Source organism: Lysinibacillus antri, from assembly GCF_003977595.1.
In the GTDB taxonomy this organism is placed as follows: Bacteria; Bacillota; Bacilli; order Bacillales_A; family Planococcaceae; genus Ureibacillus; species Ureibacillus antri.
The window spans coordinates 22,964-46,646 of sequence record NZ_RYYR01000028.1; the positions used below are offsets into that span (position 1 = coordinate 22,964).

Here is a 23,683-nt window from a genome sequence, read left to right on the forward strand (position 1 = left end):
TTGACTTATTTGAGAAAAAAACTATACATTTTATTGTCACCTTCAATACTTATTAATTCAAAGTTAACTTACCGTTAGATGAAAGCTTATCCCAAGAAAATCCTTGTACTTTAGTTTAGGGAATACTCCTATTAACTCCATTTATATCCTATCCCCCAAGCAGTCCTTAAAAATTCATTTGTTGGAAATCCAGCTTTTTTAAGTTTATCCCTTAAATTACGAATATGAGAATCTACAGTTCGGATATCTGTTTCTGTTTCGTATTCCCATGCTGCTGCTAGTAATTCTTCACGAGTAAAAGTTTTAGACGGTCTAGAAATTAACGCCTTCAATATGTAAAATTCCTTTAACGTAAGATGTACTATTAAATCTTGGTATTGTAAGGAATACGTTTCTGTATTTAAAAGAAATTCATTGTGACTAATAGTTACGTTATTGTCTTTTTCATCTTCTGAGAAACGACGTAAAATAGCCTTTACTCTCGCAACCAATTCCCTTTCATCAAAAGGCTTTGAAATATAATCGTCAGCTCCAATGTTTAACCCTTTCACTAAATCTAATTTATCTGATCTTGCCGTAAGCATAATAATCGGGACTTTGGAAAATTCACGGATCTCTTTGCATACTTCCCATCCGTCCATTTCAGGCATCATTACATCTAAAAGAATAAGATTAATTTTCTCTTTCTTAACAATTTCTATCGCCTTTTTGCCACTTGTCTCCTTAATACACTTAATTCCATGCGGCATTAGAAATAATTCCACTAAATCCAACATTCTTAGTTCGTCATCTACTAAAAGAACTGTATGCATTTAACCAACCCCCTTTATATTGTTACCCTAAAAGTACTACCTTCGCCTAATTTACTTTGAACCTCGATTGTCCCCCCATGTGCCTCCACTAACTCTTTGACAACAGCGAGCCCAATTCCAGAACCCCCATATTCACGTGATCTTGATTTCTCTACACGGTATAAATTTTCAAAAATAAATTCCATTTCTTCTAATGGAATCCCAATTCCTGTATCGATAACAGAAATTACCGCTTGATCACCTTGTTTATAAGCCTCTAGCGTAACTTCCGAATTTTCATTGGAATACTTTAAAGCATTATCTAATAAATTTAAGACAATCTGCTCTAATCGAATTGAATCCGCATAAATTTGGAAATCATTTTTACAAACTAGATTTAGTTTTATATTTTTGATTTCATATGAAGGGACAACAAGCTTACAAAGATCTTGCAAGAAAGGACTAGCCCAAAAGTATTCCTTAGAAACGGTAAATGAGGTTTCATCCATCCTAGCCAAATCTAATAAATTTTTCACTAAATCTTTCATTCGATTTGACTCTTCAGCAATAATTTCAAGATAATGTTCACGTTCCTCTTCACTCAAGCCTTTTCTCATTGCCACTTTTGAATAACCAATTAAATAAGTTAATGGTGTACTTAACTCATGAGCAATGGATGCTAGAAATTCATTTCGCTCATTTTTTAAACGTTCTAAGTCATTCGCTAATTTATGAATGGAGTTTGATAATTCTCCTAGTTCATCTTTTCCTAAAGTGGTTAAACTTACTTTAAAATCACCCTTACTTAATTTCTCAGTTGCTTCTTTCATATGGATTAATGGTCTTGTAAGAATTTTAGATAGTAACGCATACACAATAAATAAAACAATAAAACTTGTAATGCCTGCTATGATAAAATGCATATTCATATTATCGACCATTTGATTAATTGAGTTTGTACTTTGAAACATAAGGACATAGCCAGATTGATTTTCTTTTACTTGATAGGGATGCGCGCTCACTATATACGGTGAATTTCTCCAATCTGAAACTACTATTTTGTCCTCTTCATTACCGAGATCTCTTAATAATTGTTGATACTCTTCTTGCAACATATAAGATTTGTCGGAGCTACCAACAATGTCACCTGTCGATTTTGTAATCATCACTTCTCGATTTTCGTTTTTTTCCATTAAAATGATATGTTTAATTGTCGTATCTGAATAATGCTCATTTAATACATCACGATGATTTTTACCGTTTGCTAATAATAAAGAAAATTCCTCTTCCACTCTAGTATGGATCATACTTTGGTGAAGGTAATACATAAGAGAGGACTCCATTACTAGCACCACTATAAAAAAGCAAACTGCTAATTTTGTAGAGATTTTATTCATTCTTACTTTTGCTCCTCTCGCATAAAAGGAAGTGTTATAACAAGTGATGACAGTGATAGTCATATGAAGTTAGTATAAACAATAAATGTGCAGAAAAGATGCAAACATTTTTTCAACTTTTACATAGAGGGAAATGGAGTCAGATTCATCAATGAATAAACAAGAGTTCTAACTCAGTAACGAGCTAGAACTCTTGTATGCTATTTTTCAGATATTATATTATCTATTTTGTCCATCCAATATCCTTTTATGTGATCAGTCTGGAGTCAAAGTGTTATAGAAATTTAACAATGATTTATCTCGTTATCAATGATGTTTTCCCTATTGAACTATTGCGCACTTTTCTTGAATAATCTAAATCTTTCTAAACGCTTTTGCCGTTTACTTTATAATGTAATTCTACAAATTGACTAAAGATTCTTGTTCTTTTCAATGAAAGGTTTAATTGATAATTTCCCTCCCTGAATAACGGAATTCCTTTACCGATTATAGTTGGGGCAACAGTTATGATAAATTCATCCACTAAACCTTCTTGTACAAAGGAATGTAATATTTGCCTGGTTAGTTTAATTACTTCAACAAAAAAGAGAATCTATCCTTCTTGAGTGAACCCACTGATCGTTTAACATTTTTTCACAATCTTTTATTGGGAAGAAAAAAGAAGTTCATCAAGACGATTACTATTCAACTTCCTCAATCCCTTTTATTACATAGATATTCCACCATATGTGTCATATTGATTATAATTATTTTGTATAAAAAAAATACCTAACTGTCAATTAGGTATTTCTAATATAATGAAGCTTCGAAGGAACACTATTACATTCGAAGGCTAAATTCTACAGTAATTATTGGAAATACTAGTAAAACCAAGCACAACACTACGATCACAGATTGCTTCAACATCATGTCGATCATGTGTCACCATAATACAGGTCATGTTGGCATTATTTAATATTACCCCTAGTTCTTCCCGAATCGTTTCTCTTAAATCTGCATCTAAGTTACTAAATGGTTCATCCATTAACAATATGCTGGGTTTAGGTGCAAGTGCTCTTGCAAGTGCCACCCTTTGCTGCTGTCCGCCACTCAATTCATGTGGATATCGATTCTCAAAACCCTCTAATTGAACAAGCTCTAACATCTCATCCATACGTTGCTTTCTTTCGTTCCGAGACATACGAGATAAACCAAAAAGTATATTATTCTTAACTGTCATATGAGGAAAAAGGGCATAGTCTTGGAAAACCATCCCCACTCCTCGTTCCTCTGGGTGAAGATAAACACGTTCACTTACAACAGTCTTTCCTGCAACTTTTATCGTTCCTTTTAATGGCATTTCTAAGCCAGAAATTAATCGAAGTAATGTACTTTTACCACTGCCACTACGTCCTAAAATACCGACAATTTCACCCTTTTCAATTGATAAAGAAAAATCATCAATAACTGGTTCTTCTTTTTTCGTAAAAGAAAAAGTTAGGCCTTCAATTTCCAAGATACTCATTATTTCACCTTCTTACCTAACAGTTGTATTAAAACTACAGATAAAATACTAATTCCAATAATTAAAAGCGAAGAAATAGAAGCCTCATAAATTTGCTCATCGTGTGCATATTGATATGTCTTCGTTGCAAGTGTTTCAAAATTAAAAGGTCTTAGTAATAAAGCCAATGGTAGTTCCTTACAAATTTCAACAAACGTTATTATAAAGCCACTAATTAAAGCCCCTTTTATTAAAGGAAACTCGACTTTAAAGAACGTTTTTGTGATACCTAGGCCAAGCATTCTTGAAGCCTCGGTATATTTCGTTCCTATTTTCTCAAAACCTACCTCGATTGCATTAAACCCTGTCGCCATAAAACGGATAAAATAACCTATAACTAACATGATTAATGATAAGCTTAAGATTAGCGGTGCTTCTCCTAGCCCAATACTCTTGTAAAACGGTGCAAGCCATTTATCTAGCGAAATAAAAATCGCCAGTACGCCAATTGCGATAATGGGTCCTGGAATCGAATAACCCGAAGTGATAATTTTTGAAATTACAAAAGAAAACGATGAATGAGAACGGCAAACATTCGCCACAATTACTGAAAATATAAGAATAATTATTGTAGCTATAACCGCCAAATACACTGTTTGATATATCAACGTAATAAATGAAAGATCCCAAACTTTATTAAAGGTCATTTTTGCCCAAGCAATAAGCTGTATGAAAGGAATAAGAAAACTTATTAGAAATACGAGCCCGCAATAAATGAAAGCGCCAATTCCTTTAATTCCTTTCAGTTTAACAGGAACAAGAGGTCTCGATTTGTTACTAATATGATAACGTCTTCTCTGTCTTAGCAATTTTTCTAATAAGAAGACACCCATAATAATAACCATTAGCCAAGCTGCAAGTCTCATTGCAGAATTCACATCATACATCCCGAACCATGTCTGAAAAATAGCCGTTGAAATAGTATGAATCCCTAAAAGACTTGTTACTCCATAGTCACCCAACACCTCGAATATAACTAAAACTGTCCCACCCACGATAGCTGGCCTTGCAAGTGGAAGTACTATTTTGAAAAATATAGCGATCGGTTTCCGACCTAACAATCTTGCATTTTCTATGTAAGATGTACTTTGACTTTCGAGAAATGCCCTAGTAATCATATAAACATAGGGGAATAAAAACATTGTAAAAATGAAAATGGCTCCCCTGATTCCAGAAATGGATAATAACTCTGAATTAATTTGGTAATCATATTGATTCCTTAAGGTCGATTGAATGATACCCGTGTAGCCTAACATCGTTCGATACGTATACGCAGCAATAAACGTTGGGATGGAAAGTGGTAACAACAAACCCCAGCGGAAAAATTTCCTAAGTGGGAAATCATACGCTGCAATTAGCCAAGCCAAACTTACACCAAGAAAAGCTGTAAAAATGCCAGTGAGTACCACAAGCAAAATCGTGTTTGTCACATAATTTTTTAGCAAGTACTGACGTATATGAAGCCAGTTTTCATTAGGTTCTTGAAAAATTGTGAAGAAAATAAAAAGGATAGGCAGTAGAATAACTACTGCCCCAACTAAACTGATAATCCACCAGCTATTAAGTTCTTTTTTTAGATTACGTTTAATCAAATCTAGTTTCATTACTTCCAACCTGTTTTATTAAAGATTTCAATTGCCTTTTTATTATGCTCCCCTAAAGTATCAAAATTCAAGTCTTGCATTTTAAATTCTCCCCAACTATCTAATAATTCTGGTTTTTTTGCATTAGGATTAACAGGGAATTCATAATTATTAGCTGATAAAAATTCTTGAGCATCAACACTTGTTATATACTCGATTAGCTTAGTAGCATTTTCTTTATTCTTACTATGCTTTGTTAAACCAATTCCACTAATATTTACATGCGTACCGTTAGTTTCTTGGTTCGGGAAAAAGACTCCAATACTTTCAGCAACTTTTACTTCTTCCGCATCTTCTGAATTTGCAAGTAGACCGACATAGTAGGTATTCATAATCGCGATATCCCCTATACCTGCAGCAATTGCTTTTGCTTGGTCACGGTCTCCTCCATCTGGTTGGCGAGCAAAATTATTTACGATCCCTTGAGCCCATGTTTGCGCTTGATCTTCACCATCTAATTCAATAAAAGAAGCAAGTAAAGATTGGTTATATAAGCTTGTTGAAGAACGTACTAATAATCTACCCTTCCATTTTTCATTCGTTAAATCCTCATATGTAGATAATTCCTCAGGTGATACTCTTTCCTTAGAATAAGCAATGATACGTGCTCTTGTTGCCATTCCAATCCAGTTATTATCAGCATCACGTAGGTTTTCAGGTACATTTTCATCAATAGTTTCTGAGCTCACTGGCTGGAAGATATCGTTTTTCTTAGCATTCGCTAAAACACCACCATCTACAGTGATAAATAAATCTGCTTGTGTACTTTCACCTTCACGTTTTAATCTTTCAATCAGTTCTTCGGCTTCCCCTTTGACAACATTTACTTTAATACCTGTTTCTTCTGTAAATTTCTTATAAATCGCTTCGTCAGCATCATAATGTCTTGCAGTGTAAATATTAACTTCTTGATTTTCAGGAGCCGATGCTTTCTCCTCAGTTGATTCATTTTGATTTGTAGCGCCACAACCTGCTAAACCAATTGCTAAAGCAGCACTGACTAAAAAAGGTTTAAATAATTTTGGTAATTTCATTTTACGTATATACTCCTTAACTTTAATTTTATTATTAAATAAATAATGAGTGTGATAATCATTATCAATAGGTTTAAAGTAATTCTACTTACAACTATGTAAAGTGTCAACTATTATTTTTTCTCTTTATCGTAATACATGAGGTAATTTTTTCTTACTAAAAATGAAGTATAGTCAATCTTTTATCGTAAAGTTTTAATCGCTCTACTCCATGCAACTTTAAACATCTACATACAACTTAGGCAGCTTTTTTTAAATTATCTGATTCTTTCTGGCTAAACAGTTGATTAATTGATAAAAACTTGCTATCAGTGATTGCAAGATATACTGCAATTGCCAAGAAAGCCAGATCCAATTCATATCCTGCCATCTGTCCATTACCCAATAAACCAACAGAAAGATTTACCTTTAAAATTGCCCCAATCATTAAAAGTGCATAGACTACAGATACGATTCTAGTTGCAAATCCAATAATTAAAGCAACACCACCAACGATTTCAAGTAATGAAACTCCATAAGCTAAAAATCCTAGTAATGCATTACTTTCAAACCAACCTACAATATTTTTAATCCCGCCCTGGAACTTTACTAATCCATGAACAAAAATAATGCTCCTAATGTTACTCTTAAAATAAGCGAACCGATTTCGTTTTTAATTTCATTGTTATGTTCTCCTTAAATATGGTTTCTTCATTCCTATCCTCCGTTATAAAGTTAAAAATTTGCCGTGCAAACTCTCCTGTTTTTTCATGTATAAACGCTTATAACAGAACTTGTCGCGCGCGCTCTTTAATTGAATACCAATCAACTTCTATTAGTTGGTTTTAGTGGAAAAAGAACCACTTCTTATTAAAGAAATGCACCTTATATTTAAATATGTATTTACTTATCCCGCATTAACGGGCAGTAAAGACTCCCACCTCAAGACTTAAGTAAAACAAAAAGGATAGGTGGGAGATTAACTGCTGGCATGCGCCCGATTGGTTCAACTAACAATCCGTGGGGGATGAAGAAAACCCCCACGGATTAAAGTTTCACTTTATTAAATTCTCTAAACTCATCAATATAGAAAGCTTCATAACCACAGTTTGGACATATAAATGCTTTAGGCTTTGCAGAAACACTATTGAAGATTCCTTTACTCTTTTGACTAATCTTCATTCCGTACATCCTGTCTGATTTCACCCAATGAATGTTATTTTTTCTGAACAATGTATTAATATCGAATCTGATTGCTCATTAAACATATACTTATTTGAATAATAAGAATGTATTAACGTAGGAGAATATATAGATTACTCAGACAAAAGAAGTGCATTTACGACGTATTCAACACCTCACTCATGAAAATATGGATGAAATGAATTTAAGATTTCTTGAATATTCGCTCAACTATATAGAACAAAAATTGGAAAGTGCCCATTACCTATTATTTAAAAATCCCAAAGAGATACATTTTCATCTTTAATCCCTCTTAAACTTACCTAATATATATTTTTTCTCCATTTTTTTAAAAAAGGATATAAAAATAATTCAACAAACTTGAATGAAAATGATAGTTATTATCAATACTATAAATAATAAAAGGTAACCAAAATTTTGGTTACCTAAAGAAAATTAATGCTCTGGTTTAAATGTTTTACAATCTGTTTCTTCACTAGTGGACGCTTCTTTACCTTCTTTATTGCTTACTACGTAAATAGTATCAGCACTACATTTGTTTCCAGAACCCCAATACGTACAGTTGTTGACTTCACAAAGAACATCTTGAGCCATAGTATCACACCTCCTTTTTTGTTATCATTAACAAATTGGAGGTGGTTGATACTTTTTTCCTTTAATTTTTAATCAATGTATATTAGTTAGCGTAAAATTTTTTATCATATAATTTTATGCAAATTCGATTCAATATTTTTATTGTAGGCTTAATCTTTCAAATCGGTCATAAATAGCCCAATTTCTTGAGGTCCTTGTAAACTATCCAAGAAAACATTTTTCTTCCCTCTCTGTTTAAATGATCTGGATCGATGAAATAATCTTTGTTGTTTACGAATCTTTGATCACCCATATAATTTAAAAAAGGGACATCTAATTTAAGAGCTTTTAAGTACTGAAAAACAAGTCTATTCATTACTTCTTCATTGAAATATTCTTGATAAGACTCATGTACTGGCTCCATGGTTAATATTACTCGATAGCCTTTCTCGCTACAATAATCTACAATCTCTCTTAATTGCTGCACATTCCGTTCAATATTATTGCTTTCAACCGCTTCTCTGTATTGTGCTTCTACTTTCTCATACTTTCTTTCCGAATAGTTTTTACCGTTATTTGCCCAAGGTTGATGAGAATTCCATTTAAAGTTTTTCAATTTCCCCGAGAGCGCAGAATTAAAACTTCCACTATTTGTCCCAGGTAAGTACAAGTAACTATAATAATCAATTAAACTAAACGGTTCAATTTCGGTACGATCCAAAACATTATAATAATTTCCTAAGTGCTTGGTCTCAAAATTTGCGAAAGTTATTTGAGAGATGGAAACAATAACTATACCACCAGGTTTAAGATGCTTGCCATACTCTTTCAACAATTTAAAGTCGTACTGAATTGTCTGAGCAGGAAGTGCTAAGTCCAGATGGGACAAACCCGTAGGCTTAAAATAATAAGCATACATTGAATGAGATGCACCTAGATTGATAATATCAACTGGATATGGATCTTTCTTAAAAGCCAGCATTGCATGATTTATGTTGTAATCATGAGATTGCTTTACAAAATTATTTACTGGTATAAACAGTAGTAAACCAACAGTAATGATAATTGTTAACTTAATGAATAAATGTCCCATAGCAAATCCTCTCAATTCAGTGCTTCTTTTACCAAAATTACTGAATGGCTCCTGAATACAACACAACCAATTCCCATGTAGTTTATATTAAGATTAAAAACCACCATAAACAAACCCATTACCCGAAACACCGAATATAAGGACTGAAACAATAATAAAAATATAAAATGCAAATCTAGCGAATATCGAGTGCTGGGATAGCCATTCCCATGTTGAACCTTTTTTTCTTTCGATATACTGAAATACTTGTACAATAATAAAGAAAAAAATAAAAATCACTAAATCTAGTAGCGAAAATATTTCAAATGCTTTAACAATTCCCGATGGTCTCCAGGAGTTAATTGTTAAGTAAAGCTGTGCATTTTCAAATGCATGTGTTACGGAATCCGATCGAAAAAAAACTCTAGAAAAGCAAACTAGTTGGAAAGTTATTGCAATTTTTACCCATCTGTGAATCACTGGATTTCTATCCAATTGAATAAATGAAGTCATTTTTTCACGAGAATGTTTTGTAAAATCCCCAAACACGCGGTAAATCCCATGAATTAGACCCCATATAACAAAATTCCAAGCGGCTCCGTGCCAAATGCCGCTTACTAAAAAGGTAATCACTATTGCTAAGTAAATTTCACTTCGCTTCTTTTTCCCCTTACATAACGGGACAAAGATATAGTCCCTTAGCCATGTAGAGAGCGTTATATGCCATCTACTCCAAAAATCCGATATCGAAACTGCAAAGTGCGGTTGCTTAAAGTTTTCTGTCAAATTTATCCCTAGCATTCTTGCACAACCGATGGCAATGTCACTGCATGCTGAAAAATCAGCGAACAATTGTATCGAGAATAGAATAGTAGCCAGTACGATTTGTGAACCAGTCGGGTTAGGACTATCGAAAACACTAGATACAATTGGAGCTAGTCGATCTGCAATTAATGTCTTTTTAAAAAAACCCCATGCAATTCGCTTCATCCCATAGCTTAAATTTTCATAATTTAAACTCTGTTCAACTTTAAATTGCGGAAGTAATTTCTTAGCACGCTCAATCGGACCAGCAACCAATTGTGGGAAAAATGCAAAATATATCGAAAAATAACCATAATGTCTTTCAGCCTTTTGCTTTCCATAGTAGATATCCATAAGATAACTTACTGCCTGAAACGTATAAAAAGAAATGGCTAACGGTAGGACAATTTCTTGGTATGGTACGGTATAATTCCAATCCATGAATTTCGCAATCGCTCGAAGTGAGTCATTTACAAAATTAAAATATTTAAACCAACCGAGAAAAAACAATAATACGGAAATACCAACTAGCATGACTTTTTTCTTCTGTTTTTTTGTCTTCTGTTTTTCAATTATAATTCCAGTAAAAAAAGTAAAAGCTGTGCTTGCAAGTAGTAACGGTATAAATTGGATACTTAAGGTAACATAAAAAACGTAACTTGCTACTAATAAAAGAATCCATCTCAATCGATGTGGAATTAAATAATAAGTAAAAACGATTATTGCGAAAAATAGGAGAAACTCAATTGATATAAAAGTCATCCAATCACCTGATAAAAATAAACTTAAAATTTTTCATAAAACGAGGCAAAAAATGACCTTATTGTTGTCCAATTTGCGTGAAACCCTGAAATGTGTCGACAAAACGCTTAAGAACTAATTAAACTATGTAATAATGTAGGATTCACGTTATTTTAATGTTTACCTAGAAGGTGCACACTCATTTCAGATCTCAGTATTTAAAGTTTTGTCACATGTATCACATTCCCTTGGTTCCAAGTGGCTATAAATTATTCATATTTAGGTAACTCGGAATAGAGGATTTTTCCAAAATGATTACGTGGGATTTCCTCAATTCTCATAATCTTAAAGCCCTTTAAGTTTAATTTTTCCTTAATTATTTTTTTTATTTGAACACAATCATCTTTTAATGTGTAAATATACATTTGGTCATCCGTCCCGGCGCAGATACAATCATGACCACGCTCATTTAAAAGTCCTTCAACTTCATCAAGGCTGATACGATTTCCATAGACTTTAATCATTCTTTTGATTCGGCCACATATAAAAAAATACCCATCCTGATCAAAGTAAGCCATATCACCTGTACGCAAAATTCCGTTGTTCTCATCTTTTTTCGAAAGATCGAATAACGACTCAGCATACCCTAAAGAAACATTTGCTCCTTTGTATATCAATTCGCCGACAACATTAGGCGATGTAATTTTATTGCCATTGTCATCTTGCAGAATCAGTTCTCCCCCTGGAATGGCAATGCCAATACTTCCGACTTTATCGAGATTTTTTTCACATGGTAAATAGGTCATTCGCGCCGTTGCTTCAGTTTGACCGTACATGGTAAAAAATTGAATCCTTTTCTGATTACATACTTTAGCAAATTTGCTCGATAGAATTGGGCTTAATTTCCCACCTGCTTGAGTTAGTTTTTTTAAACTTGGAAGATTAAACTCTTCAAACTTCAGCCTATTAAGCATCTCATACACGAAAGGAACTCCTCCAAAAGTTGTTGCTCGTTGCTCTCTACATAATTCCCAAAACTCTTTTTTCATAATAGATGCATCGGTTAAAATTATCGTCGCACCACATATGAAATGACTATTGATGATAGATAGACCATAGGAGTAATTCATTGGAAGTGTTGTTATAGGTTTATCGTTTGCATTGATGTCAAGGTACTTTGCTATTGATTCAGCATTTTTGAAAATATTTTCATAACTTAAACGAACAAATTTGGGACTCCCTGTACTCCCAGAGGTTGTTAAAAGTAGCGCAAGTTGTTCATGAAGATTATGTTGGAAAAATGTCGGACATCTAAATAATGTGTAATCTCCAAACAAAAATGAACTTTCCATTTCTTTTAATAGGTATTGATTTTCACTACTTGCCCAAATGTATGTGGGCTTATAAAGGTTAATCATTCTGCGTAACCGATCAATATGTATGGATGCATCCAAAAGTACAGGTACAACACCACCCCTAATAAATCCCACGTAGCCAAATAAAGACTCTTTGTTGTTAGAACATAAACAAAAAACGAGCGTTCTTTCACCTACTTCACCACAAATAGCGTCAGCAATTTCTAACATTTCAAAGTAAGAATAATTTCGTTCAGCATATACAGCGATACGGTTCCCAAACTCCTCAATTTTTTTGAAACCATTCATTAATCAAAGTCCACCCCCAACCGTTTCAATATCTCTATTCCTGACAGGTAAGAATCGAACTCTGTAATCCATTCAGAATCTAATGAGACATCAAAAACATCCTCAATCTCAGAAATGAGTGTCATATGTCCAATTGAATCCCATTCCCTTGTTACTCCAAGTGCTAAATCTTCACATACATCATCTTCCTCCAAGTCCAGCACATTGATAAATGCATTTCTATATTTTTCAATATTTCTCATCATTTACACCCTTTCAATAATTACTTTCTGCATCTGTGTGAAGAGCTTTTTAGCTTAAACAGTTTCTATATTTAACAAATTTTTTAAGGTTCCACATCCATCTCTTAAATATGAAACACTTGAAATTTACGGTAACCTAATCCATATTCATGTCTAAAGTTATATTTTTTATCGAGGATAATGCACACTTTATCCTAATTTCTTAAGTACTGAAAAAAACACTCTAGCTCAGAGAAAAATATTTAGAATATTATTGGAAGAAATAATAGACACAATGCGCAACCATTATGGATTACTCAAATCAATAATTCTGTTATTTTTCATCGAGACACCACTTATTAGCACATTTTCATTACCCCTTATTGATAACGATAATCATTTTCGTATATGATTCTAGCATATCGCTTTTCGAAAGGTCAATAATCCATGCAATAATTTGTGTTATGATACTTTCTGTAAAAGATGTCAATGAATCTTTTGTGATATTCGTAAGCTTTACATTTCGTAAACATCTACTTTTTGGGAGATTTTAGAGGAACATTCACCAACGAAAAACAAAGTAAATACTAACATTATCAATAATTGAGACAATCTTCTCAACGAAAATCCCCCATCTGAATAACTAGACAATTTATATCGAATAAAGATACATATATATTCAATTATTGAATTAACCTGCTTCGTTAGTTTAAGTACATTTCTTCATAATACCCATTACAACTTATTAACAGGTGCTATTCAACAATCTGAATTTTAATTGAATAACTACCACTTACTTCATAATAATTTAATTACTTTCTCTAATATAACTGTTTTTTTATTCCAGAAATCGTCTAACTAACCTAACATTAAAAAGCACAATTCTGTGTGAACTGCGCTTTTTAATAACTAATTATCTAATTCCATCACCATCAAAATATAAATATTTATAACGATCTTTACTCGTTCCAGAAAATAAGAATATCGAGTCGCCATATGGATCTAATTCAAGCGAGTCTTGAATCAATGTCGTTAGCCCATCAATACCTTTACGCATATCCGTTTTCCCACAAATAATGTAGATATTTTTCACGCTTGTATAATGATGCCTCATAAGTTTTTCAACTCCCTCATGACAGTTTGAATCACGTACTCATCTACGCCATGGTGAGAGGATATTTCCGCATTTGACGTTTTGATCATACAAATGCTTGTAGAAGAATCTTTTGAAAAAGTAGGTGTTGAAGAATTTTTATGATCTGGTTGAGGTGTTGAGGCCACTGAAAAACTAAATCCTTATAAAAAGTTATAATAATTATTTGCTTCTTATTATGAAGTGGGATTCACTTCGCTTTCCACGGGCTTGGCTTCAGCCTCCTCGTCGCAAGCTCCTGCGAGGTCTTCAGCTCAAGCTTTTCTGAGTAGGAGTCTTCGTGAATCCCACTTCCAAAATAGAATAGTATATTTTTACTATAAAAAATTATTAACAACTACTTTTTCAGTGGCCACTGTTACGAGGACAATAGCTAATTTTTGTTGTGGCATAAGAAAGCCCCCCCTTTAATTGATACATTTATAGTACCGGGAGGTGCTGCGTGTTACTATGCGTTGTTTGATTGGGGGTTACGTTACGATAATAATATTTGATAATTTGTGTGTTTAAAGTGGATACCAGTGGTTGGGGTCGAACCGACACTCCAGAAGGAACACAATTTTGAGTTGCAAGAAGTAGTTATATCCTACTTTCCACCGTATCTTTTATTGTCCAAATCATCTATCTTATGCTATTTTTCCAATGTTAAACTTTTCTTTTTGTCCATCTAAAATTCTTTTGTGTGGTCAGTTTGGGGTCAATACTGGTTGAACAATCTATCACCTAGTCTATATGCCCCATTATAATGTGAAAAATGTAATGAATGATAACAGTATAGATGTTATTAGCATAGCGATAAATGGACGTAGTGCTTTTGAACACAATTCTTTCAGGTTTACATTTAACCCCAGACCCACCATAGCCATTGTTAACAGTAAGGTCATTAAATTGGATATATCATCTAAGATGGTTGTTGGAATAATAATCAATTTCCCTAGAACATAGCTTCCAATCAGGCTCATAATCAAAAATCCAATTAAAAACCAAGGAAATTCAATTTTCATATCGGATTCAAATCTCCCTGTATGTCTTAACCAATATATAAGGATAAAACTTAAAGGAATAAGGAGAAAAATCCTTCCTAATTTAGCTAAAAGTGCAATTGCTAAAGCATCCTGTCCTGCTGGTGCCGAGGCTAAAGCAACGTGGGCAAGTTCATGCAAGCTTATTCCAGTCCAAATACCGTACTGCATATTCGTTAAATGGAAAAATGGTTTTAAAAGAATATAACCTATTGAAAATAATGTACCAACAAGAGCGATGATTCCTGCTCCTATTGCGGTATCCTCTTCTTTTGCCTTCAGTATTGGTGAAACGGCGGCAATAGCTGCTGCACCGCATACCCCCGTACCGATTCCCAATAGTAGGGACAAAGAAAAATCTGCCTTAATTTTTTTGGCTAACCACATCGTTAAAAAAATGGAAAAGACAATGGTTCCAATATCACGAACAAGCAATCCCATTCCCTGATGGAAGACGACATCAATATTTAATTTTAGACCGTATAAAATAATTGCATATCGTAATAGTTTTTTAGCTGAATATTGAATACCTAAACGAATTTTTTCCGGATAACCAAAAATTTGACGATATATAACAGCAATAATGATCGCAATTGCTAATGGTCCTATGTAAGCAAATCCAGGTGCTTTTGCTAAAACAAATCCTAGAATAGCGATGATAAAAGTAAAGAAAATACCAGCTAACCATAATGAAGCAGAAGGTAGAAAGGTGTGTTTGAATTTTTGCGGGAAAGTTTCTACTTTACTTCCGCTTGGTTCAATCTCTTCATCCTGCATTTTTTTCACTTCCTTTATCTTTTATAAATTCATCATATGCTTGTTTTTATCATAAGGAAAATAAATTATAATAATGATAATGATAAGTAAATATATATAATTAAAACGCAGTTACGTTAAAAAAAGGAAGTGAAAAAATGGAACAGCAACTACTCGTTTTTGTTACCGTTGTAGATAAACAAAATTTCTCCAGAGCAGCAGAAGCCTTACACATGACTCAGCCTGCCGTAAGCCAATATATTCAAATGCTTGAACGTAATGTTGGAACGAAACTCTTAAATCGGAATAATAAGTATGTCCGCTTGAATAAAGCTGGGGAAATTGTTTATCATCATGCAAAAGAGATTCTAGGGCTATACACGAAAATGAAGAATTTGGTAGATGATCTAACAAATACAGCAACCGGAGAACTATCTATTGGGGCAAGTTATACTTTTGGTGAATATGTACTTCCACATATTATTGCAAGGCTACGAGAACAATTCCCCTTAATTAAACCAACCATAACAATTGGCAATACGCATGAGATTGAAGAACTGGTGAATAGCAATCAAATTGATTTAGGAATTGTGGAAGGGGAAATAAAAAGTAAAAAGCTCTATATTGAGGATATTGCGGAGGATTTCATGTATATTATTGTCTCTGCAAAACACCCTTTCATTAAGCAGGAGGATTTAACACTAAAAGCTTTACAAGAAGAGACATGGATTGTACGGGAACAGGGTTCAGGTACAAGAGAAGCAACGGAGGGAATGTTTGGGAAATTTCAATTTAGTCCCAAGGATATGATGGAGTTCGGAAGTACACAGATTATTAAAGAATCAGTCGAGGCGGGACTGGGTGTATCACTTCTATCACACTGGGTTATTCATAAAGAGTTGAAACTTCAAAAGCTGAATATATTAAAGATCAAGGGATTACCTGTTATCCGTAAATTCTCACTTGTTACTCCATCCACAAAATTTCAAACAAAAGCATCAGAAATCTTTATTAAGCTTTTAAGAGATAAAGAAGGATACGATATAATTTAACAAAATACGTTGTATATTTTTAAAGATACAAACAAAAGTATGGAGGGCCTCTCTGTACTTTCTATCTTTTAAAAATATAATCTACCGATATTCCTGTTCCTTCTTTAACTGTCCTTCAGTTTAAGTGTATTCCTTTACAATCCCTATCTACTTTAACATAAATATTCATTTTTCTTTATGGTCATTGTTCAATTATATAGCCCTTAAATGAAAATAGGCGCATTTCTTAATGAAACGCGCCCGATTATGAAATATGAATAACGTGGAAGCTGCTTAATAGTTTATCAACAACTATTCTAAATTTGAAAATTTCGCTAAATCATTTCGATTTCCTATCGTTACTAGAATATCCTCATTTTGAAGTAACTCATCCGGGGAAGGTGAAATAATGATATCGCCGCTTCTTATAATGGCAATAACACTTACTTTAAATCGTGCACGAATATCAAGTTCTCGCAAATTTTTCCCAACCATTTTTTTAGGTAATATAATTTCCTCAAGATTATAGTCTTTAGATAATTCAATATAGTTCAGCATATTTGGTGATAGCAACTGATTCGCAACTCGTTCCCCCATATCTCTTTCTGGGTATATTACCCAATCTACTCCTATTGTTTCTAGCACCTGCCCATGACGCTTACTAGTTGCCTTCGCAATAATTTTTTTAATGCCTAAATTTTTTAGAAGCATTACCGTTAGGATACTTGATTGAATATCATCCCCAATTGCAACAATGACACAATCAAAGTTCGTTATTCCTAACGACTTAAGTGCCTTCTCCTCGGTAGAATCAGCTATCGCACTATCTGTTACATAAGGCTCAGCGTTTTCAACACTTTCCTCATTAATATCAATCCCCAATACTTCTTGCCCAGCTTCATGCAATCTTCTAGCAATACTTGTTCCAAATCTTCCTAAACCGATAACTGCATATTGATTTCTAGCCATTTTCTAACTCTCCCTCTATTCGATTATCCAATCATCATATTTCCTTTTGGACGTTTATAAGCTTCTTTTGTTTGTCTTTTCGTAATCGCAAATCCTAGTGTCAATGGTCCTAATCTTCCTATAAACATCGTAATAATGATTAGGATTCGTCCGATTGGTGATAATTCTGTTGTTAAGCCCATAGAGAGCCCGACTGTTGCAAATGCTGAGGTTGCTTCAAATAAATACATCATGAAATCATGGCCATGCTCTGTAATGCTTAGCAAGAAGGTAACTATAATGACAATCATCATTCCACTAACAGCAACTGTGAGTGCTTTTAGAATGGTTTCTTGAACAATTCTGCGTTTGAAGATCACGACATCTTCTTTACCTTTCAACTGAGAAAGAACTGTTGCCATTAACACTGCAAAAGTAGTCACTTTAATACCACCTGCTGTAGAACCTGAACCTCCACCGATAAACATAAGGAATATTGTTAAGAACAGCGTTGCGTATGTTAAATCGGCCATAGGTAACGTATTGGCACCTGCTGTTCTAGGACTTACACCGTGGAAAATAGCCCCTAATATTTTTCCTCCTATATTTAAAGGACCTAATGTTTTATCGTTTCCATACTCAAATAAGAAAACTAAGATGGATGCTCCTACAAGTAGAACAATCGTTGCAGTTAAAACCACCTTTGTATGGAGTGAAAGTTTGCGTGTTTCACGATATTCGTATAGCTCATTGATTACAACAAATCCAAGACCACCAATAATAATCAAAGCACATATGGTTAATACAACAAATGGATCATCTACATAACCTGTTAAGCTATTGTAATCTCCAAAGATATCAAATCCTGCATTGTTAAAAATAGAAATGCTATGGAAAATCCCGAAGTAAATTGCTTCTCCCAAAGGCATATCAAATGTAAAACGAATGGCAAGTAAAGCTGCCCCCATACTTTCTACAATCACTGTAAAGAGCAATATTCTTTTCATTAATTTCACCATACCAGCAGTAGAAGTTGCATTATATGCTTCCTTTAAAAGAAGTCTTTCTTTTAGTGAGATTTTTTTACCTAACAATGTAAATAAAAACGTCGCAAAGGTCATAAACCCTAGACCGCCAATTTGTATAAGTATCAGGATAACAATTTCACCAAACATCGAAAAGGTATTACCAGTATCAACAACAACAAGCCCTGTAACACATGTAGCCGATGTCGCAGTAAAAAGAGCATCTAAAAATGCTAAGCTTACGCCATTAGCTGTTGCCATGGGGAGTGTTAGTAAAAATGCTCCTACAAAAATGACTAGAACGAACCCTAGCACCAAAACTTTAGAAGGATTAAGCTCTTCTAAAAATATATTTTTCATGTTCTTTCTCCTCGGTTTTTGAAGTAGTAGAATTTACTTCTTGTATATAATTGTTTTTCCCTCAAATAAATTACTTATTACTATTTCATTTAATATTTTTCCATAATAAAAAGACCGCATTTAAAACAAGTAGCTATCTGTTGGATTACCAACAAAAAGGCACCTTGAATTAGGCGGTCATGTAGACCTCCTTCGCTTTAGCCGACGAAGTTAGCTGACGGGTAGGATGGCGAAGAAGCATAAATCATCCCTTCTGCAAAAGCAGAATTAACCCCAAAAGATTGGGTCCTCCGTTCTCAATATGAGATTTGGCCATTTATTATTATTTAATAGTGGATTTATTGTACTCTTCTCTAAATCACTTGTAAATATGAAATATAAAAGGGTTAAAACTTTATTACACTAACGTATAAGTTTGTACTTTATTCAACAATAATGGACCATCATGCTTAATTCTTATTGAATTAACCTGTGAGTCTGTATTTTTGAATTTTTTTACATCAAAAAATAATAAATCTTTTGTCTCGATAAAGATATTGATTTTCCTATTGTTACAAGTTCCCTCCATCCTTTCTATATATGTTCATTATTAAATAATCATTTCCGCTTTTCCCTCTACGTACCTATCTATAACATTTTTTCGATCAGTATAATCTAGTATCGATATTGGATATATGAAAAATATATACTATATTAGTTTAATAGAAAGTTTTACATAATCAGGGGGTAAAAATGAAAAAAATTGAAGCGATTATAAGACCTGAAAAGCTCACTGATGCGCTAAAAGGATTAAAGACTATAGGAATTACAGGCTTCACAGTATCCCAGACAGTTGGAAGAGGGAAACAAAAAGAATCACAGGGGGTTTATCGAGGAAAAAATTATAAAGTAACTCTTCGCCCCAAAATTAAATTGGAGATTGTCCTTTCAGATTATATGGTCAAGCAAACAATTGAGACAATTGTTGCTTCTGCACAGACAGGTGAAGATGGGGATGGCAAAATTTATGTTTATCCCATTCTAGAAGCCTATAACATTAAGACTGGTGAGGCAGACCTAAGTATAGATGATTTAGCAAATCCGGAGGGGTAAATAACATGGAACTAATATATTTAAATACAGTATGGATTGTGCTAGCTGCAGCAATGGTCTTATTCATGGAGGGTGGCTTTAGTTTACTAGAATCTGGTTTAGTTCGAACTAAAAATGCTGTCAATGTTACGATGAAGATTTTTGTAGATTTAACAGTTGGCATCTTAGCTTTTTGGCTCATTGGTTTTGGAGTGATGTTCGGAAAAGATGCCTTTGGATTGATTGGTACAAATTTATTTGGTAGTCCTGAAAACATTGCTTTATCAATTGAATTACCTAGTGCAGCTTTTGTTCTTTTTCAAATGGGATTTGCTGTTGCTAGTATCTCGATTGTTTCAGGTGCAGTAGCCGAACGTATGAACTTTAAAGCCTATATTGTAGCGGTAGCACTTATTTGTATTATCATCTATCCTCTTTCGGGTCATTGGATTTGGAATAACGAGGGTTGGTTAGCAAAACTGGGAATGAAGGATTTTGCAGGATCCGCTGCTATTCACGCGCTTGGTGGATTTGTTGCTTTTGCGATAGCAAAAATATTAGGACCAAGAAAAGGAAGATTTAATTCGGATGGTAGTGCGAATGTATTTGCACCTAGTAACATTCCTTTAGCTTCAGCTGGTGCTTTTATTTTATGGTTCGGTTGGTTTGCTTTTAACGCTGGAAGCACATTAGATGCATCCAATACATCCCTTGCAACGATTGCCCTTAATACAATACTTGCTGGTGCAAGTGGCGGCACTGCTGCTCTTTTCGTGACAATGAAAAAGTTTGGAAAAGCAGACCCAAGTATGACAATTAACGGTGTATTAGCAGGCTTGGTAGCTATAACTGCTGGATGTGCATTTGTTTCTCAATGGAGTGCAATCATTATTGGCGTTACTAGTGGTGTGATTGTTATTTATGCTACTTTATTAGTAGATACTTTAAAAGTGGATGACCCTGTTGGAGCTGTGGCTGTACACGGTTTTAATGGAGTATTTGGAACAATTGCAGTTGGACTGTTCGATACATCTCAAGGTCTTTTTACAACTGGTGATACTTCTCTCATAAAAGTACAATTATTGGGTTCAATTGTCGTAGTTCTCTGGGGTCTTATCGGCGGAACTTTTATAGCAAAGGTATGTAAAGTAACAGTCGGTTTACGAGCAAGTGAACGTGAAGAAGAAGAAGGGTTAGATATGTCCTACCACGGTATTCCTGCATATAATGAATTAGAACGATTCACTGATTTACCTACAAATTTATATGATTTTGAAGAAACAACAGGTATCTTAGTTGCTCCTGCTAACAATAAAAAGTCGTTAGATAAAACCCCTTTTAGTTCACGATAAATATAGCCTAATTTAGATTAAAAATAATTGTTCATTTGATAGCTTTTTGTGTAAGTAAACATTGTCTCCAATATTGGTAAGCCTATCAATATAAGTGCCAGCCTGCTATCGGACTGGCACTTTACTATTTCTCATGAAAAACGAACTACTTATAATAAGATTCACCACCATAAATCCTAAACCTTATAATTCGTGCTTCTAAAAGAATAGCTAAAGATAGCTTTTCATTAAACTGTATGTTGAAGAAGAATTTTACTATCACGAAAAAAGGAAGTATCATACACTGCTAATTGACCAAATTTATTCTACTAACATAAACAATGGTAAAAATATCGTCAAAACTTTTACATGTGTTGAGTTCTTGAACAATTACTGGATCTTTAAGTATTTTAACCATTTCTTCAAGTATCTTCTTAGGAATATGGAATTGGTGTTTACCCCTATTCAAACGAGGATCTCTTCCTCAAACCTCATCTTCAATAAGATCTTCAATTAACTTTGAACTATTTTTAAAATCACTTAATTTCCAGTCCTCATTTCTTTCATGATTACGATTATAAATCTCAATTAGTTCAATCAGATTTTTCAATTATTATTCCTCCTTAATTTATAAACTTCAAAAAAAATCCCATAACTAAAGATTAGATATATTGGTAGCTTAATTTAAATATGTTTTTCATCATTCCAATTACTTTAAGCTTTTAGTCGAACGAAAAAATAATTAAATCCAAACTTCACTAAATGTTGGTTTAAATAAAGATTCTTGAAGAGAGTGCGATCAGATTGTGGTCAATTTAATGAATTACAACTAAACAAAAAAGAGTTCTAACTCAGTAACGAGCTAGAACCCTTGTCATTTCAATGTTTAGTTTAAGGATACCGGTGGAGCAAACCCCGCTTCAAACACACAGCTTTTATAATCTTCCAGAATTCGGTTAAAATCAGAGTTGAGAAGTAATTTTATTTGGTCAACTATTTTTTCGAATTTTTCATTATAGTCCTCAACCAAATTTTCTTTTGCATCTATTTGCGCATTTATTAATAATATTTTATTTCTCTAGTTTATCCTAATCTACTAATTTGTTACGACAAACTTAGGTAATGGATCTATAAACTTCGACCAATCACTTTTCATTTCTTCATCTGTTAATAAACAGTTATCCAACTGTTTTTCGATGGTTTGACGATTTAATTCAATACCTATGAGTACCAGTTCAGTCTGTTTATCTCCAAATTCTGCATCCCATCGTTGAATTAAGCTTGGATCATTTTTAAATTCATTTTCTTGTTCTTCCTTTGGTAAATCGGCAATCCATTCGCCAGCCCCTTGAAACTGAATCGATGAACCTGCTTGTGAGATAATGCCTGGCATATTACGTGATGCTAGCCAGAAAAAGCCTTTTGCTCGTACAATTTCAACTGGTAAATTATCTAACCATTGATACCATCTTTCTGGATGGAATGGACGTCTCCTACGATAAACAAATGACGATATTCCATACTCTTCTGTTTCTGGTACATGCTCTTCATTTAACTCTTTAATCCATCCAGCACCTTGACTTGCTTTATCAAAATCAAATAACCCTCGATTTAATAATAAATCGCTGTTAATAACACCGTTCTTTACAATATATTGCTCTGCATCTGGATTTAATTTTAATAAAAATGCTTTTAATGTATCTAAATACTCAGTTGTAACCAAATCAGATTTTGTGATGCAGATGATATTTGCAAATTCAATTTGGTCAATTAATAAATCAGAAACATCTCGTTGATCATTTATATCGTCAGTTTGCTTCCTTTCTAGTAAAGTTTCACCACTTTCATAATCATCCCAGAAGCGATTTGCATCTACTACTGTAATCATGGCATCAAGTTTACAAAGTGGTGTTAAATCAATTCCAGTTTCTTCATCAATATAGCTAAATGTTTGTGCAACAGGGATAGGTTCACTAATTCCTGTTGATTCAATAACGATGTACTCAATATCACCTTGCTCCACTAACTTTTCGACCTCAATAAGTAAATCCTCACGTAAAGTACAGCAAATACAACCATTAGTCAGTTCTACTAATTTCTCTGTTGTACGTGAGAAACCTTGTTCATTGATTAGTTGTGAATCAATATTAATCTCACTCATATCATTGACAATTACAGCAATTTTTTTTCCTTCTCTATTGGCTAATAATTTATTTAAAATAGTCGTTTTTCCGGCACCTAAGTAACCACTTAAAACGGTAACAGGGATTTTTTTCATTTCATAACCTCTTTTAAATTTCTATAATTTTATTACTACTTCT

Annotated in this window: 22 protein-coding genes and 1 riboswitch; of the genes, 3 read left to right on the top strand and 19 right to left on the bottom strand. The window is 33.6% G+C overall.

Annotated features, from left to right (window positions below):
* Positions 1-131 precede the first annotated feature (131 nt).
* The 15 genes from EK386_RS16060 to EK386_RS16125 form a co-directional block, all read right to left on the bottom strand.
* Positions 132-812 (bottom strand): response regulator transcription factor, encoded by a 681-nt coding sequence (locus EK386_RS16060; RefSeq protein WP_126660199.1) that lies wholly within the window; start codon positions 810-812, stop codon positions 132-134.
* Positions 813-826: 14 nt separating this feature from the next.
* Positions 827-2,188 carry a HAMP domain-containing sensor histidine kinase gene (locus tag EK386_RS16065; RefSeq protein WP_126660200.1) on the bottom strand — a complete coding sequence of 454 codons (1,362 nt, stop codon included), beginning with the start codon at positions 2,186-2,188 and terminating at the stop codon, positions 827-829.
* Between the two features lie 364 nt (positions 2,189-2,552).
* Positions 2,553-2,780, bottom strand: a complete 228-nt coding sequence (locus EK386_RS16070; protein ID WP_126660221.1) for a dihydrofolate reductase family protein — start codon at positions 2,778-2,780, stop codon at positions 2,553-2,555.
* Between the two features lie 240 nt (positions 2,781-3,020).
* Positions 3,021-3,692 carry an ABC transporter ATP-binding protein gene (locus EK386_RS16075; protein WP_126660201.1) on the bottom strand — a complete coding sequence of 224 codons (672 nt, stop codon included), beginning with the start codon at positions 3,690-3,692 and terminating at the stop codon, positions 3,021-3,023.
* Positions 3,692-5,335, bottom strand: coding sequence for an ABC transporter permease (locus EK386_RS16080; protein WP_126660202.1), 1,644 nt, complete (start codon positions 5,333-5,335; stop codon positions 3,692-3,694). Before EK386_RS16080 ends, EK386_RS16075 begins: the two co-directional genes overlap by 1 nt.
* Positions 5,335-6,408, bottom strand: coding sequence for a Fe(3+) ABC transporter substrate-binding protein (locus EK386_RS16085; RefSeq protein WP_126660203.1), 1,074 nt, complete (start codon positions 6,406-6,408; stop codon positions 5,335-5,337). The genes EK386_RS16080 and EK386_RS16085 overlap by 1 nt, the downstream gene beginning before the upstream one ends.
* A gap of 238 nt (positions 6,409-6,646) precedes the next feature.
* Positions 6,647-7,027, bottom strand: coding sequence for a DoxX family protein (locus EK386_RS16090; RefSeq protein WP_342774269.1), 381 nt, complete (start codon positions 7,025-7,027; stop codon positions 6,647-6,649).
* Between the two features lie 407 nt (positions 7,028-7,434).
* Entirely contained in the window at positions 7,435-7,569 is a 135-nt protein-coding gene (locus tag EK386_RS20610) for a hypothetical protein (protein WP_281274273.1), read from the bottom strand.
* 456 nt (positions 7,570-8,025) lie between these two features.
* Positions 8,026-8,184 carry a DUF1540 domain-containing protein gene (locus EK386_RS16095; RefSeq protein ID WP_126660204.1) on the bottom strand — a complete coding sequence of 53 codons (159 nt, stop codon included), beginning with the start codon at positions 8,182-8,184 and terminating at the stop codon, positions 8,026-8,028.
* Positions 8,185-8,350: 166 nt separating this feature from the next.
* Positions 8,351-9,256 (bottom strand): SGNH/GDSL hydrolase family protein, encoded by a 906-nt coding sequence (locus tag EK386_RS16100; protein ID WP_126660205.1) that lies wholly within the window; start codon positions 9,254-9,256, stop codon positions 8,351-8,353.
* 93 nt (positions 9,257-9,349) lie between these two features.
* Entirely contained in the window at positions 9,350-10,573 is a 1,224-nt protein-coding gene (locus EK386_RS16105; RefSeq protein ID WP_126660206.1) for an MBOAT family O-acyltransferase, read from the bottom strand.
* A gap of 476 nt (positions 10,574-11,049) precedes the next feature.
* Entirely contained in the window at positions 11,050-12,444 is a 1,395-nt protein-coding gene (locus tag EK386_RS16110; RefSeq protein ID WP_126660207.1) for an AMP-binding protein, read from the bottom strand.
* On the bottom strand, positions 12,444-12,686 hold the full coding sequence (locus EK386_RS16115) for an acyl carrier protein (protein ID WP_126660208.1): 243 nt from the start codon (positions 12,684-12,686) through the stop codon (positions 12,444-12,446). The genes EK386_RS16110 and EK386_RS16115 overlap by 1 nt, the downstream gene beginning before the upstream one ends.
* Positions 12,687-13,578: 892 nt before the next feature.
* A complete protein-coding gene (gene tnpB / locus EK386_RS16120) occupies positions 13,579-13,779 on the bottom strand; it encodes an IS66 family insertion sequence element accessory protein TnpB (RefSeq protein ID WP_126660209.1) in 201 nt (66 codons plus the stop codon).
* A 779-nt stretch (positions 13,780-14,558) separates the two neighbouring features.
* Positions 14,559-15,617, bottom strand: coding sequence for a YeiH family protein (locus tag EK386_RS16125; protein WP_126660210.1), 1,059 nt, complete (start codon positions 15,615-15,617; stop codon positions 14,559-14,561).
* A 137-nt stretch (positions 15,618-15,754) separates the two neighbouring features.
* Between EK386_RS16125 and EK386_RS16130 the strand changes: the two genes are divergently transcribed.
* Positions 15,755-16,648 carry a LysR family transcriptional regulator gene (locus EK386_RS16130; protein ID WP_126660211.1) on the top strand — a complete coding sequence of 298 codons (894 nt, stop codon included), beginning with the start codon at positions 15,755-15,757 and terminating at the stop codon, positions 16,646-16,648.
* 291 nt (positions 16,649-16,939) lie between these two features.
* On the opposite strand, the gene EK386_RS16135 is transcribed toward EK386_RS16130, so the two are convergent.
* The gene (locus EK386_RS16135; protein ID WP_126660212.1) at positions 16,940-17,596 is read right to left on the bottom strand and encodes a potassium channel family protein; all 657 of its coding nucleotides are present in this window, start codon (positions 17,594-17,596) and stop codon (positions 16,940-16,942) included.
* A 23-nt stretch (positions 17,597-17,619) separates the two neighbouring features.
* The gene (locus EK386_RS16140) at positions 17,620-18,960 is read right to left on the bottom strand and encodes a TrkH family potassium uptake protein (protein WP_126660213.1); all 1,341 of its coding nucleotides are present in this window, start codon (positions 18,958-18,960) and stop codon (positions 17,620-17,622) included.
* 184 nt (positions 18,961-19,144) lie between these two features.
* Positions 19,145-19,284, bottom strand: a riboswitch (cyclic di-AMP (ydaO/yuaA leader).
* Positions 19,285-19,692: 408 nt separating this feature from the next.
* Between EK386_RS16140 and EK386_RS16145 the strand changes: the two genes are divergently transcribed.
* Together EK386_RS16145 and EK386_RS16150 are read left to right on the top strand one after the other, a co-directional pair.
* Positions 19,693-20,052, top strand: a complete 360-nt coding sequence (locus EK386_RS16145) for a P-II family nitrogen regulator (protein WP_126660214.1) — start codon at positions 19,693-19,695, stop codon at positions 20,050-20,052.
* A gap of 5 nt (positions 20,053-20,057) precedes the next feature.
* Positions 20,058-21,383 (top strand): ammonium transporter, encoded by a 1,326-nt coding sequence (locus tag EK386_RS16150; protein ID WP_126660215.1) that lies wholly within the window; start codon positions 20,058-20,060, stop codon positions 21,381-21,383.
* Positions 21,384-21,846: 463 nt separating this feature from the next.
* On the opposite strand, the gene EK386_RS20615 is transcribed toward EK386_RS16150, so the two are convergent.
* On the bottom strand, positions 21,847-21,972 hold the full coding sequence (locus EK386_RS20615; RefSeq protein ID WP_281274274.1) for a hypothetical protein: 126 nt from the start codon (positions 21,970-21,972) through the stop codon (positions 21,847-21,849).
* Positions 21,973-22,458: 486 nt separating this feature from the next.
* Positions 22,459-23,640 (bottom strand): GTP-binding protein, encoded by a 1,182-nt coding sequence (locus EK386_RS16155; protein ID WP_126660216.1) that lies wholly within the window; start codon positions 23,638-23,640, stop codon positions 22,459-22,461.
* Between the last annotated feature and the right edge of the window lie 43 nt (positions 23,641-23,683).

Bases quoted from the DNA above. Each gene is read 5' to 3' on its own strand.
- EK386_RS20610 (WP_281274273.1), bottom strand. From the start codon at position 7,569: ATGAAGATTAGTCAAAAGAGTAAAGGAATCTTCAATAGTGTTTCTGCA.
- tnpB (WP_126660209.1), bottom strand. From the start codon at position 13,779: ATGAGGCATCATTATACAAGCGTGAAAAATATCTACATTATTTGTGGG.
- EK386_RS16125 (WP_126660210.1), bottom strand. From the start codon at position 15,617: ATGCAGGATGAAGAGATTGAACCAAGCGGAAGTAAAGTAGAAACTTTC.
- EK386_RS16115 (WP_126660208.1), bottom strand. From the start codon at position 12,686: ATGAGAAATATTGAAAAATATAGAAATGCATTTATCAATGTGCTGGAC.
- EK386_RS16105 (WP_126660206.1), bottom strand. From the start codon at position 10,573: ATGCTAGTTGGTATTTCCGTATTATTGTTTTTTCTCGGTTGGTTTAAA.
- EK386_RS16155 (WP_126660216.1), bottom strand. From the start codon at position 23,640: ATGAAAAAAATCCCTGTTACCGTTTTAAGTGGTTACTTAGGTGCCGGA.
- EK386_RS16140 (WP_126660213.1), bottom strand. From the start codon at position 18,960: ATGAAAAATATATTTTTAGAAGAGCTTAATCCTTCTAAAGTTTTGGTG.
- EK386_RS16075 (WP_126660201.1), bottom strand. From the start codon at position 3,692: ATGAGTATCTTGGAAATTGAAGGCCTAACTTTTTCTTTTACGAAAAAA.
- EK386_RS16065 (WP_126660200.1), bottom strand. From the start codon at position 2,188: ATGAATAAAATCTCTACAAAATTAGCAGTTTGCTTTTTTATAGTGGTG.
- EK386_RS16150 (WP_126660215.1), top strand. From the start codon at position 20,058: ATGGAACTAATATATTTAAATACAGTATGGATTGTGCTAGCTGCAGCA.
- EK386_RS16085 (WP_126660203.1), bottom strand. From the start codon at position 6,408: ATGAAATTACCAAAATTATTTAAACCTTTTTTAGTCAGTGCTGCTTTA.
- EK386_RS16080 (WP_126660202.1), bottom strand. From the start codon at position 5,335: ATGAAACTAGATTTGATTAAACGTAATCTAAAAAAAGAACTTAATAGC.
- EK386_RS16060 (WP_126660199.1), bottom strand. From the start codon at position 812: ATGCATACAGTTCTTTTAGTAGATGACGAACTAAGAATGTTGGATTTA.
- EK386_RS16130 (WP_126660211.1), top strand. From the start codon at position 15,755: ATGGAACAGCAACTACTCGTTTTTGTTACCGTTGTAGATAAACAAAAT.
- EK386_RS16145 (WP_126660214.1), top strand. From the start codon at position 19,693: ATGAAAAAAATTGAAGCGATTATAAGACCTGAAAAGCTCACTGATGCG.
- EK386_RS16110 (WP_126660207.1), bottom strand. From the start codon at position 12,444: ATGAATGGTTTCAAAAAAATTGAGGAGTTTGGGAACCGTATCGCTGTA.
- EK386_RS16100 (WP_126660205.1), bottom strand. From the start codon at position 9,256: ATGGGACATTTATTCATTAAGTTAACAATTATCATTACTGTTGGTTTA.
- EK386_RS16095 (WP_126660204.1), bottom strand. From the start codon at position 8,184: ATGGCTCAAGATGTTCTTTGTGAAGTCAACAACTGTACGTATTGGGGT.
- EK386_RS16135 (WP_126660212.1), bottom strand. From the start codon at position 17,596: ATGGCTAGAAATCAATATGCAGTTATCGGTTTAGGAAGATTTGGAACA.